Source organism: Mesorhizobium sp. WSM4845, from assembly GCF_055811455.1.
On sequence record NZ_JBVVQA010000008.1, the window covers coordinates 36,555 to 48,630 of the forward strand.

The following is a 12,076-nucleotide window of genomic DNA, read 5'->3' on the forward strand; positions in this document are numbered from 1 at the left end:
TTCCGATATGAACCACGATATGAACAATGGCAGCTGCCTGTCTACCGCCTGTCAAGGACCCGGCCTTGACGCCTGAACACGCTGCCCCAGATTACGCGGCGGAGTTTTTAGAAATGCGATACGACTGGCAGGGGCGCAAATTCCTCGAACGGCATTTCGGCATTGTTATCGCAATTGGCCTGGCTGCAGGGCTGTCCGTGCTGGTCGCGCTGGGCTACACGCCTTAGAGACTGTTTGGAAACTCTACTCTGGCGGCCATCTGATGGCGTTTTCTGCGCTTCCGGTGCTCACGGACCAAAACGTCCGCTGCGCGCCGGTTCTCGAAACCACCACCATATGACTCGCCAGAGCGAATTTCGAAACAGTCTCTTAAGCCTCGGATTTAGCGCTCTGCTGCGCATGCCCCACGGCATTGGCGAAAGAAATGTCATCCTTGATCTCACGCATCGCCATCGAGGTGATCGTGCGGCGCACGCCGGGCAGGCGGCTGAGCTCGACGCGCAGCATCCTGTCCAGCGCCATCATGTCGACGGTCACGATCTGCAGGAGATAGTCGGCCTCGCCTGTGGTGGCGTGGCAGCGCCGGATAAGCGGATGCGCCTGGACGGCAGCCTCGAAGGCTTCGGAGGGCTCGAAATCGATCGACACCTGGATGAAGGCTTCGATGCCGAAGCCGAGCTTGGCCGGGTCGACCCGCGTCGAGTAGCCGCGGATGATGCCGGCGTCCTCCAGCGCCTTGACCCGCTTCCAGCACGGCGTCTTGCTTAAACCAACCTCGTCGGCGAGCACTGCGAAGGAGGTGCGCGCATCGCGTTCCAGCGCCGCGACGATCTTCCAGTCGACCGCATCCAGCATCACACGTTCTCGAAACATTCGCAATAGATGAACATTCGTCCTCCATTTTCTGGCATTTGGATAACACAAGGAACAATGTTCAAGTGAAAAGCGACTAAACTGCGGGCTCGGACCGAACAGGGAGCCCTATGGGCCGGGCAAAGGAGCAGCTGCCATGCACAAGCCGGATTATTACGCCCGTATCGAAGCGCCCGAGATGCGCGACTATGGCGTCTACCTCAGCTGCGACAAACTACTCGCCTGCCAGAAGCCGCTGGCCGAGATGGTCAATGCCGACGAGCTGCAGTTCCAGATCGTCCACCAGGTCGAGGAGCTGTGGATGAAGCTCATCGCCTACACGCTGGTCGATGTCGTCGACTTCCTCGAGCAGCAGAACACCCATCGCATCGTCGCGCTGATGGGGCGGGTGCATCGGCTGATGCGCCTGATGACGGCGCAGCTCGACCTGCTCGAAACCATGTCGCCCAAGGAATACCAGGAGATTCGGCTGCAGCTCGGCAACGGCAGCGGCCAGGAATCGCCGGGCTTCAAGCTCTTGCTGCGCATGCCGCCGGACCTGTGGCGGGCGTTCAAGGCGTCCTATCTCGATGGTCGCGGGCTCTCGGTCGAGGATGTCTACGATGTCAGCTATGACCACGGCGACAGCTATGTCGTCGCCGAGGCGCTGATGGAATTCGACGAGCTGTTCCAGAAATTCCGCGCCAATCATCTCTACCTCATCCACCGCTCGATCGGGCTCGGCTCGAAATCGCTCAAAGGCCGACCGGTCGAACTGCTGCAGGCCGGCGCCCTGCATCGCTTCTTCCCGGAGCTGTGGGACATACGCTGCGACATGACCGACCGCTGGAGCGGCCAGTATGGAACTGTACGGGCACCGATCAGCCACCACGCGGCCGAGTAGATCCAGGCTTGGGTTCCTCGCCCCGCGCGAAGCGGGGGGAGAGGTGGCCGCGAAGCGGCCGGAGAGGGGCCTTTTCTTTGCAGGCGCTGTCCCCCTCTCCGTCGCGGCTTCGCCGCGCCACCTCTCCCCCACTTTGGTGGGGGCGAGGAACCCAGTCCTGCAGCGGCCTGGCTGCTTGCGCTGTCTCAGCCAGTATTCTCGGGGGATGATGTCGGGTTTGCGGCTGGTGCAACGTCCTTGGGGCGAAATCGCAACCCTGGAGGACGGCATGTCATCGGAAACCACCCAATCACCGGCTCAACCGCCGTGGCAGACCGCGGCAATCCTGACTGGCCGCTTGATCTTCGCAGCCGTCTTCCTCATGGCGGTGACCTTCAAATTCATCGACATGGGCGCCACCGCGGGCTACATCGCCGCCGCCGGATTTCCGTTCCCGCTGTTTCTGGCCTGGTGCGCGGCCGTGCTCGAAGTCGTCCTCGTCCTGTGCTTCCTGACCGGCGCCTTGTTCTCGCAGGCCGCTCTTGTCGCCGGCGCCTATGTGCTGTTCCTCGCCTTTGCCTTCCACGGGCCGTCGCACTGGGCCGGAAACCAGGCCGAGTTCGGCTTTTTCGTCGATCATTTTACCTTCCTGGCCGGGCTGCTGTTTGCCGCCGTGCATGGGCCGGGCCGTGTGCTGTCCTGGAAGGCTGCACTGGCCAGGTGATCGTAACTCGGCTGGCAAGCGGCCTTCCGATACGGCGAGGCGATCGCGACGTCACATCTGGTCGTTGTAGGGTTCCTTCATCTGGCCGACCATGCGCGCCAGCTTGGAGAAGGACGGCATGTCCGCCTCCGGCTGACACTGGTTCGCCAGCTCCAGCAGCCGGATCGGGAAGTTGACGGCATCGCGGCTCGAGGCCGACATGCCTTCGGAGCGCTCCTCGCTGGTCTCGCTGGCTTCGGCCTTGCGCAAGGCGATGTCTATCTCTTCGACCGTCAGTACGCCCTTGCGGACAAGGACCTGATTGATCGATGCGACGGCCATCAGCAGGCCCTCGAGTTGCAGATTGGCGACATTCATGGCTTTGCTCCCATTGGCAAATTGCAAACGCGCGAACACCGGTTCCGATCCCTGCACCATAGCGCGGCGGGCGGCCGAATTTTAGGCCGGCCCGCGAGATTTCGCTTGCTTTGTGACGGCAGCTATGCTAGGAATATAGTCATGGTGCTGATTTGCGCCAACGACCCGCCCACCGAGGCGGGTTTTTTTATATCAAGCCTTCTCGAACGTTTGTGCCTGTGTTGCCGATATCAAATGTCGGCGGGACAGCGCCCCCCCTCTTTCCTGCCCTCTCTTTGCCAAAATTTGGCATCTCCCCCACTTGGGGGGAGATCGGATGTCACCCCGGCTTTCGCCAATCACCAGCATCGCGGTAGGCCATGGCCGAGAAACCTTTCGACGACGAACCGGCTGATGTGGCCGAACCCAAGCCGTCCGGCCGGCCGAAGCGAGCGAAAAAAACGCTGGCCGATGGTTTTCTGGACGCCATCCGCGCCGATTTCCGGGCGCATGGCGCCGGCGTCATCGCCGAGGTTCGCACCGAAAAGCCCGATCAGTATCTGAAGATCGTGCTGTCGGTGCTGCCCAAGGATCTGCATCTCAACATCAACAGTCTGGAAGCACTGAGCGATGACGAAATCAGGCAGCGCATCCGCGGCCTCGAAGCCGTCCTGCGGCCGTTTCTCGAAAAGTCTGGCGTCGCAGGACTCGCAAAGCCGGACCGCGACAGCGAAGACCGAGTATCTGAGCCTGCTCAGGGAATTGGACCGGAGGCGGCGCACTAACCAGCTTGCCGCCTACCGGCCTTACCCGCGACAGGCCGAGTTCCATGCGGCCGGTGCTGCCAACCGAGAACGCCTGTTCATGGCCGGCAACCAGCTCGGCAAGACAAGGGCCGGCGGCGCCGAATGGGCGATGCATCTCACCGGCCGCTATCCCGAGTGGTGGCAAGGCAAGGTTTTTGACACGGCCGTGCGGCTGTGGGCGGCGGGCGTCACCGCCGAGGGCACGCGCGACAACCCGCAGCGCATTTTGATCGGCCCGCCGCAGCAGCCGGCGGCGTGGGGCACCGGCATGATCCCGGCCGACGCCATTGTCAGCACCATCATGGGGCGCGGCGCGCCGCATGGGCTGGACAGCGTCGTCGTGCGCCATGGCGGCGGCGGTGATGTGCAGGCCGATGAATCGGTGCTGTCGTTCAAGAGTTTTGAGAAGGGCCGCGAAAAGTGGCAGGGCGAAACGCTGCACGGCGTCTGGTTCGACGAGGAACCACCGCTCGACATCTATTCCGAAGGCCTGACCCGCACCAACGCCACAGGCGGCATCACCATAGTCACCTTCACGCCGTTGCTCGGCATGTCGGAAGTGGTGCTGTTGTTTCTGTCGGCGGAAGAGGTGGAGGGGATGGGGTGAGGGGGCGGCGGCCTTGCCTTCTCCCCTTGTGGGCGAAGGTGGATCGGCGCGCAGCGCCGAGACGGAAGAGGGGTGCTGGACGGAGTGCGGTTTTTGCCAAGCTTTAACACCTCTCATCCGACCTCGCGGAGCCTGTCCTCGGGCTTGCCGGAGGCAAGACCCGTGGGCGGGGCCACCTTCTCCCACAACAAGGGGAGAAGGGAGAGCGGCCGCCTTGGCCAGAAAAATCTTGGCCAAACAACACCATACGGCCGGCGCCTGCCAACATGATTCAAGTGCGAGGGCGAAGAAATGACCCGCCACGTCACCTTCATGACCATCGATGATGCCGAGCATTACACGCCGCAGCAGCGCGCCGCGATCGTATCGGCCTATCCGGCGCATGAGCGCGAGGCGCGGGCGAGGGGCATTCCGGTGCTGGGCTCCGGCTGCATCTTTCCGGTGGCGGAGGAACTGATTGCCTGCGAGCCGTTCCGGCTGCCGCGCTACTGGCCGCGGCTCGGGGCGCTGGATTTCGGCTGGGATCACCCTTCCGCTGCTGTCGAGCTCGCCTGGGATACGGAGGCCGACGTCGTCTATGTCGCAAAAGCCTGCCGCGCCTGGCAGCAAACGCCGGCCATGCAGGCGCTGACCCTGAATCCGTGGGGCGAATGGCTGCCCTGGTGGCCGCGCGACGGCCGCCGCGAGACGCTGGAAGGTGCGGGCGTAGCACTTGCCCGGCAATATGGCGCGCATGGTCTGAACATGCTTTCCAGCCATGCGCAGTTCGCCGACGGTTCGGTGTCGGTCGAGGCCGGGCTGATGGAGATGCTCGACCGCATGCAGAGCGGCCGCTTCAAGGTGTTCTCGACGCTTCTGCCCTGGTTCGAGGAGTTTCGGCTCTACCATCGCAAAGACGGCCAGGTGGTGAAGCTGCGCGACGACCTGATGGCGGCGACACGCTATGGTGTGATGATGCTGAGGGAAGCGGTGGTCGACCCGGCCGAGTTCAAGACGGCACGGCGAAGCCAGAGCAGAGCGATCCGCTGGGGGCGTTCCGGTGAGGGGACCCCGCCGATGACCGTTCGCATTGTCAGCGCTACGCTGCGCGACCTCTCCTACATCGCCGCCAACCTGCGGCCCGAGGACCGGACGGAGATCGACTGCCAGTTCGACGAATGGTCGCCGGCGCTGCTGGCGCTGACGGCGCTGCAGGGGTTTGCCTATGTCGCCGAGCTGAACGGCAATCCGGAGGCCGGCTTTGGCGCCGCCGAGCAGCGCGGCGGCCTATGGATCGCCTGGAGCTGGGGCACGCGCCGCATGAGGCGCTGCGTGCCTGGGATCACGGCGTTCTTTCACGCGGTGCTGGGTCCGCAGGTTGCCGCGCACGGCGCCTGGCGGGTCGAGGCCCGGGCGCTGGCCACCAATGAACTGGCGCTGCGCTGGCTGGCCCGGCTGGGCGCCACGCAACGCTGCCGCCTGCCGGGCTATGGCAAGAACGGCGAAGATTTTTTGCTCTACGACTGGACAAGGTCGTCTGACTTTGGGTCGTCTGACTTTGGAGAAAGCTGGAACCATGTGCCTTTTTCAAAAGCCGCCGGCGCTGAAGCCGTTGCGACCGGCACCGACCATTGCCGACAAGGACGTGCAGGCGCGCGAAGCAGCGCTCCGGGCTGAGCTCGAGCAGCGCCAGGGAACCGCCGGCACGGTCAAGACCGATTTGTCGCCGAGCGAACTCAGCGGCCAGCGCCGCGTGCTGCTGGGGATTTGATGTGGGTGGGAGGAGACGCTCGTTTCGTAGGCGCGTGCTGGCCGGTGGTATTGGCGCCGGCATGCGAAATTGGTGACGCGGCAAGGGTGAAGAGCACCCCTTCGCCCCTTGTGGGAGAAGGTGGATCGGCGCTTTAGCGCCGAGACGGATGAGGGGTGCTGGAAGAAATGAGGCAGTGGATTTTTGCGCTATTGCCAAGCTGGAACACCCCTCATCCGACCTCGCTTCGCGAGGCCACCTTCTCCCACAAGGGGAGAAGGCAAGGCTCTTCAGCCCTCACCCCGGCTTGCGCGCGAAGGCCCAGACCATCAGCGGATATTCCTCGTCGTTGCTGAGGTCGCGCCATAGGCCGTAGGCGCGCACCGGGCCGCCGATATGGGCCTTTGCGCAGGCTTTGTTGCCCCAGCTGAACACTTCAATGTTTGCCTGGGGGAAGCCGCCCTCGACCAGGACCTGCTTGAGGCCGGCGGCGGTCCAGCGGTTGTAGTCGTGCGGCCTGGCATGCACCCTGAACAGGAACGGCGTCGCCACCATCGCCCAGCCGCCCGGCCGGGTCATGGCGTGGATATTCTGTGCCGCGGCAAACGGGCGCTGCACATGCTCCAGCACCTGGTCGGCGATGACGACGGAATATTGCCGGTCGGTGCGGTCCTTGCAGATGTCGAAATCAGGAAAATCGACGGAGGTGTAGTTCGAGCATATCGTCTTCCAGTGGCGGTTCCAGCCGGGCGAGATCTCGATCACGTCTGAGGATTTGCGGCCGTCGGCCTCAAGAAACGCGGTGAACGCCTCGATCTGCCTGATGCGCAGCCAGTTGCGGGAATCGTAGCCGATCAGCCGCTTTGCAACCTGCTTGCTTCGCCGCTTCAGGGCGCCAGGTAGGCTTTCCGTCATTGTCAAATCGATCTCCTTGAGTCGCCGCCCCGCGCCCCTTGAACATCGCAAAAGCGAACAAAATTCGACCTGGCCTTGGCAATATCTGGGCTTCGAACAAGCTGATACATCAGAACAAGGAAATGCTATGGCGAGCGATTCCCGTGCCCACGACATCCTGTCGCGACAGGCGGAACTGGAGAGCGAGCGCAGCCAGTATGAGGCTGTCTGGGAGGCGGTGTCGGAATTCTGCGACCCCGACGCGCCCGATGTCTGGAGTGGGCGCCGGGGCGCGGAACCGCAGGCCGAGCGGCAGCAGCGGCGCGGCGCCCGAGTCTACGCCAACACCATCAACTCGGCCGCCAACCGGCTGGCTGCGGGGCTGGAAAGCCTGGTCATTCCGCAGTCGGAGAAATGGCACGGGCTGTCGACCGCCGCCGTGAATGACGAGGAGAGCGAGGAGGAGAAGGAATGGGCGGAGGCGCTTCGCGATTTCCTGTTTGCGCTGCGCTATTCCGCCAATTCGAATTTCGTGCCGGCGACGCAGGCCTGCCTGCGCAACGTCGTGCGCTATGGCCCGGCCTATCTCTACGCCGAGGAGGGCTTTGGCGGCACGCTGATCCGCTATGCCTCGATCCCGGTGGTCGAGGGCTATCTCTGCCGCAACCGCTGGGGCCAGGTCGACATTTTCCACCGCCGCTATGAGCGCACGGCACGGCAGGCGGCGCAGCTGCTCGGTTATGACAAGCTGCCGGCGCGGATCAAGATGCTGGTCGACGACCCGGCCAAATGCGAGACCAGGATCTCGCTGATCCAGTGCATCCAGCCGCGCGACGAGCGCAAGATGTACCGGCTCTCCGGCACCTACCAGTATCTCGACACGGCCTTCGCGTCCTATCACGTCGTCGAGGACGAGGAGGTCATCGTCAGGGAGAGCGGTTTCCGCTCTTTCCCGGTCTCCTGCTTCAACTGGCGCCGCCATGAGGGCGACCCTTATGGCATCTCGCCGACCATCGAGGCGCTGACCACGGTGCGCGAGGAAAATGCCGTGCGCCGCTCGGGCCTCAGGGCGCTGCAGCAGATCACCGACCCGGCGACCGCGTCGAAGGCGCGGCTCGACTATGTGCCGGTGCTCAATCCCGGCGAGAATTATCCCGGCCTCATCGACGACAATGGCCGGCCGCTGATTGCGCCGATCGCTGTGGGCCAGAACCCGACCCATGCATTCGACTACGCGGAAAGCCGGGCCGAGGAGATCCGCGACATGATGTTCGTCAACCTGTTCCAGACGCTTGTGCAGAACCCGCAGATGACGGCCACCGAAGCCTTGATCCGGCAGGAGGAGAAGGGCGCGCTGCTCGGGCCCTCCGGCTCGATCATCCAGGCCGGCTTTGCCTCGAATCTCGACCGCGAGCTCGGTATCCTCGAGGACAAGGGATTGTATGAGGAAGACAGCCGGTTCCTGCCGCCGGCGAGCCTCGCCGGCAAGGCGGTGCGGCCGACCTTCACCGGTCCGCTCGACGTGCTGCGCCGCTCGGCCGAGGCGCGCGACACCATCCAGGTGGTGACCACGGCCATGCAGATGGCGCAGTTCGACCCCGGCGTCATGGACAATATCGACGGCGACGAGGCGCTGAAGATCGTGCAGAGCGCCGGCCGCAGCCCGCAGCGCATCTTTCGCCGCCAGGACGAGGTGGCTGATATTCGCGATGCCCGAGCCAGGGCGCAACAAGCGCAGGCCGGCATGGCGGCGATCGCCGCCGCCGGCAAGGTTGCCAGGGATGCCGTGCCGGCGGCGGTCCAGGCGCGCGACAGCGGCCTGCTCGACAGTCTCAGCGGGCTGATGCCGCAGGGCGGCGAGGGCGGCGCATGAGCGGCAAGCGCTTCGCCCATTCGCGCCAGGCCGGCGGCCCGGCCAGGGCGCAGGATGCGCTGACCAGGGCCTATCTCAGGGTGTTCTCGGGCCAGGACGGCGAGATGGTGCTGGCGGACCTGACGGCGGCGACCGGCTATTACCGCCGCCCGTCCTACGGCGAGTGGCTGGCCAAGACCAGGACGCCGAACGGCTTCGAGCTGCACAGCGCGCTGAGCAACGCGCGCGCCGAAGTGGTGCAGCACATCATGGGGTTTTTGACACTGGACGAAGCGCAACTGGCGGCGCTGGAGAAGGCGGCGCGGCTGGAGGGGAGGTAGGGGTAAGGGGTGAGGTGTCGGCGAAGCTGCCAATCTCCCCCTGTGTGGGGGAGATGTCCGGCAGGACAGAGGGGGCGCTGTCCGGGCGCTGTCCCTCGGCGATCAAAGGTACTGCACCGCAGCAACGCTCCAAGGTAACGGAACGGATCCCAGGGTCTGCGCTGCGTCGCTTCGCTCCTTGCTCCGCACTGGGATGACGAAGGCGCGGGGGTTCGGCCATCGCCGAGGTGCCATGGACCGCCCGTCCCGCGCCCGCTGAAATCACTTTCAAGCCTCGCTTCGCGGGGCTTTTTCATGGAGCTAAGCCTGATGGCCCGACCCGCAACTGCCGCCGTTCGACTTCCGACCGGCGAACGCGAACCCGTGCGCCTGGCGACCACGGCCAGCATCCTGCTGCATCGCCTGCAGACCATCGACGGCGTGCCGGCCGAGGTCGGCGACCGCGTGCTGGTCAAGGACCAGGCCGACCCGACGCAGAACGGCATCTACACGGTGAGCGAAGGCGAATGGTTCCGCGCCGCCGACGCCCGCACCGCCCGCACCCTGCAGAAGGGAACGACGGTCCACACCCAGGTTGGGACAATCAATGCCGGCTGGGTGTTTGAATTCAGCGCTGACGAGCCTGTGGTGGGCAGCGATGCCATCGCCATTGCGCCGTTCGTGCCGCCCGACATTGCGGAGGTGGTCGGTGCGGTGTGACGCTGCGCGATGGAACGCAGGCGCTGAAGCATGCCACCGAGGCCAGCGCCGGCCAAGCCGCCGCCAGCGCGTCCACGTCCGCTGCCAATACCGGACAGACCGCCGCCGATGTCGCTCCACGGCGGCCAACCTGGACGGCGCCCAGGCGGCACGCGACGCGTCGCTGTATGGCAAGGGCATCTTCCCGACGACGGCCGCCGCAGTCGGCTTTGGCGTGGCTGGCTTTAGTACCCTGGTCGGCGGCGCCGGCGGCATGGACGGCACTTTCGATCTGGCGTTTGCCGGCGGCGCCGGTTCTGGCGCAGCGGCCCGTTCGTGGTCGCTGGCGGTGCTGTGACGATGATCCTGATCACGGCACCCGGTTCCTACACGGCGGCGCCAGCTTTCAGCTTCGCGGCCTCTGCTGGGCTTGCTGGCGCAAGTGCGGCGGCGGTTTTGGGCCGGAATGTCGAGGTTGGTGAGTACTTTTGGACCGAGGTTTCAGCCGGCGTTCTGGGCCTCTACAATGTGACGTTGGGGCCGGCGGCGACCGACACGGGCGTTCGGGCGGCAACTTCCTCGCTGTTGTCTGACGTGGACCGTATCCTCATGATCGAGGGTGCCAGTGTCCCAACTGCAAAGCTCATTGAGGCAGCCGGGGCGGGCATCAACCCGTCCCTCTACAGAGCCGCCTTCCCATATGTCAGAGGCGATACTCTTGAGCACATTGTTGAAGCTAAGGCGGATGAACGCGGGACTGTCCAGCTTATCAGCACCTCAGTGGGGGCGGCGTACAATGCTACGCTCAATCTATTGGAAGGGACCATCATTGCTTCTGGTGGGGCTAATCTAATCAGCGCCGTCGCGACGGCCTTGGGCGTCGGGTGGTATAAGTTCAAGGTGACTGCCCAGATAACCGCAACTGGGCCGGGCAATGCACAGTGCCGCATATCTCCCACCGCCTATACAGGCGATTGCGTGTTCGGGATATACGTCCGGAAGCATGTCATGCAGAAGCAGGGAACGACCGTCAACCTGTTCCCGAGCAGCGACCCGACGAGCCTGACGTTCACTCGGCAGAACCTTGCTGACGTGATCAATACGGCCACGCCGGAGGCGCTTGTTGTCCCGGCACTTGAAGATACCGTGAACCGGCTGGACGTACTAATCAACGGCAGGCTTACGGCCACCAAGCTAGTGGAACCAGTGGGTTCGGGAAGCCCGGCCTTCTGGCAACCCCGTACCGGACTTGTTATCGGCGATGACGTCGAGATCGAGGTTATCGCGAAGCGTGATGAACGCCTCCGGCTCAACCTGTTCTCCAACTCAGGCGCTCGCTACGACGTTACGGCCAATATCGAAGTGGGGTCCGTCGCAATCAACTCGACGTTTCCGTTTCCGGCTACGGCCTCGATCGCTCCGCTAGGTGGCGGCTGGTACAAGATCAAGATAAATCAAGAGGCAGATGTTGCGGGCGGCATGAACCCGCAGCACCGGATATTCTCTGCCACAGGGGCCCACCCCTACGTTGGTGACGGGGTGTCCGGCCTGCACGTGCAATCCTCGACTATAAGGATCAACGACGGCCCGAACCTCAATTTATTTTCGGAAGACCTTTCGGTTTTGCCGTGGGCGCACAGCGCAGGCGTAACTGCTATCCGTAGTGACGGCCTATACTTGGGTGTCCTGTCCGACCCGACCAGTCTCGGCGGCGGCCCGTATGATGACGGCTCGGCTGCTCTTGTCGACAAAAAATCGGCAGCGCTTGGCTCAAGCATCACGATCGGCGCCTACTATGCGCCTTTACTCGCCGGACAGACGGGGATGATACTTACCAATCTTGGCGTCAGCGGCTCTGCGCTGGGGCTGAGCACGACTGGTTACCCGAGCTACGGAATGTCCAACAGAATCGTCGAAATTCCGGCCGATACGGAGATCGTCACTCTGGAGCCCGGCCCGAACGCCTTCGGCGCGCAAGAGACGCCTCTGGGTGCCTTCGGCGACACGACCTATGCCACTCACTATGGGTCGCTGTGGGCGGCCTGCGTCGCTATCCGCTTGCAGGCACCGAGCGCTAAAATCGTCATGATCGGAACGTACAGCGGCGGTCCCAGCCACGCGACCCACCGAATCGGACGTGTCAACGGTCAGGGCAACACGATCGATCAGTTCTTCGAGGCGGAGCGCTATGTGGCACATGCGCTCGGAATCCCGTTCATCGACATTTCCCAGAGCGGCATGGGCTACATCACGTCGGCACTGTACATGTCGGACGAGCTGCATCCGAATGCAACCGGCAGCCTGCGCCATGCCACCTATGACGCCGAATGCCTGCGTCAAATGGTGCGTCGGGGTCTCTTCGATGCCTAGACTG

Annotated in this window: 13 protein-coding genes; 10 read left to right on the plus strand and 3 right to left on the minus strand. The window is 63.9% G+C overall.

The annotated features are described in order from the left end of the window. Positions 1 to 369: 369 nt before the first annotated feature. The gene (locus tag AC0L2C_RS11630; protein WP_473523407.1) at positions 370 to 855 is read right to left on the minus strand and encodes an Lrp/AsnC family transcriptional regulator; all 486 of its coding nucleotides are present in this window, start codon (positions 853 to 855) and stop codon (positions 370 to 372) included. A 154-nt stretch (positions 856 to 1,009) separates the two neighbouring features. Here AC0L2C_RS11630 and AC0L2C_RS11635 point away from each other — a divergent pair, with 154 nt between their 5' ends. Both AC0L2C_RS11635 and AC0L2C_RS11640 read left to right on the plus strand, forming a co-directional pair. Beyond that, on the plus strand, positions 1,010 to 1,756 hold the full coding sequence (locus tag AC0L2C_RS11635) for a tryptophan 2,3-dioxygenase family protein (protein ID WP_128247680.1): 747 nt from the start codon (positions 1,010 to 1,012) through the stop codon (positions 1,754 to 1,756). 268 nt (positions 1,757 to 2,024) lie between these two features. Then, positions 2,025 to 2,459, plus strand: a complete 435-nt coding sequence (locus tag AC0L2C_RS11640; protein WP_473523408.1) for a DoxX family protein — start codon at positions 2,025 to 2,027, stop codon at positions 2,457 to 2,459. A gap of 51 nt (positions 2,460 to 2,510) precedes the next feature. On the opposite strand, the gene AC0L2C_RS11645 is transcribed toward AC0L2C_RS11640, so the two are convergent. Continuing rightward, positions 2,511 to 2,816, minus strand: a complete 306-nt coding sequence (locus tag AC0L2C_RS11645) for a hypothetical protein (protein WP_023803842.1) — start codon at positions 2,814 to 2,816, stop codon at positions 2,511 to 2,513. A gap of 359 nt (positions 2,817 to 3,175) precedes the next feature. Here AC0L2C_RS11645 and AC0L2C_RS11650 point away from each other — a divergent pair, with 359 nt between their 5' ends. The 3 genes from AC0L2C_RS11650 (at position 3,176) to AC0L2C_RS11660 (ending at position 5,864) form a co-directional block, all read left to right on the plus strand. Further along, positions 3,176 to 3,580 carry a hypothetical protein gene (locus AC0L2C_RS11650; RefSeq protein WP_288142180.1) on the plus strand — a complete coding sequence of 135 codons (405 nt, stop codon included), beginning with the start codon at positions 3,176 to 3,178 and terminating at the stop codon, positions 3,578 to 3,580. A 79-nt stretch (positions 3,581 to 3,659) separates the two neighbouring features. Next, positions 3,660 to 4,208: a terminase large subunit domain-containing protein gene (locus AC0L2C_RS11655; RefSeq protein WP_287052791.1), complete on the plus strand. Its 549-nt coding sequence runs from the start codon at positions 3,660 to 3,662 to the stop codon at positions 4,206 to 4,208. Positions 4,209 to 4,499: 291 nt separating this feature from the next. Further along, the gene (locus AC0L2C_RS11660) at positions 4,500 to 5,864 is read left to right on the plus strand and encodes a phage terminase large subunit family protein (RefSeq protein WP_473523409.1); all 1,365 of its coding nucleotides are present in this window, start codon (positions 4,500 to 4,502) and stop codon (positions 5,862 to 5,864) included. Positions 5,865 to 6,234: 370 nt separating this feature from the next. Here AC0L2C_RS11660 and AC0L2C_RS11665 read toward each other — a convergent pair whose 3' ends face one another. Next, on the minus strand, positions 6,235 to 6,852 hold the full coding sequence (locus AC0L2C_RS11665; protein ID WP_128175005.1) for a methyltransferase domain-containing protein: 618 nt from the start codon (positions 6,850 to 6,852) through the stop codon (positions 6,235 to 6,237). Positions 6,853 to 6,979: 127 nt separating this feature from the next. Between AC0L2C_RS11665 and AC0L2C_RS11670 the strand changes: the two genes are divergently transcribed. The 5 genes from AC0L2C_RS11670 to AC0L2C_RS11690 all read left to right on the plus strand — a co-directional run bounded on the left by AC0L2C_RS11670 (position 6,980) and on the right by AC0L2C_RS11690 (position 12,072). Beyond that, entirely contained in the window at positions 6,980 to 8,704 is a 1,725-nt protein-coding gene (locus AC0L2C_RS11670; protein WP_473523410.1) for a portal protein, read from the plus strand. Beyond that, on the plus strand, positions 8,701 to 9,024 hold the full coding sequence (locus AC0L2C_RS11675; RefSeq protein WP_091599017.1) for a Bbp19 family protein: 324 nt from the start codon (positions 8,701 to 8,703) through the stop codon (positions 9,022 to 9,024). Before AC0L2C_RS11670 ends, AC0L2C_RS11675 begins: the two co-directional genes overlap by 4 nt. Positions 9,025 to 9,333: 309 nt before the next feature. Further along, the gene (locus AC0L2C_RS11680; protein ID WP_128247685.1) at positions 9,334 to 9,723 is read left to right on the plus strand and encodes a hypothetical protein; all 390 of its coding nucleotides are present in this window, start codon (positions 9,334 to 9,336) and stop codon (positions 9,721 to 9,723) included. 214 nt (positions 9,724 to 9,937) lie between these two features. Next, positions 9,938 to 10,060 carry a hypothetical protein gene (locus tag AC0L2C_RS11685; protein ID WP_288142182.1) on the plus strand — a complete coding sequence of 41 codons (123 nt, stop codon included), beginning with the start codon at positions 9,938 to 9,940 and terminating at the stop codon, positions 10,058 to 10,060. A gap of 2 nt (positions 10,061 to 10,062) precedes the next feature. After that, a complete protein-coding gene (locus tag AC0L2C_RS11690; RefSeq protein ID WP_473523411.1) occupies positions 10,063 to 12,072 on the plus strand; it encodes an SGNH/GDSL hydrolase family protein in 2,010 nt (669 codons plus the stop codon). Positions 12,073 to 12,076 lie beyond the last annotated feature (4 nt).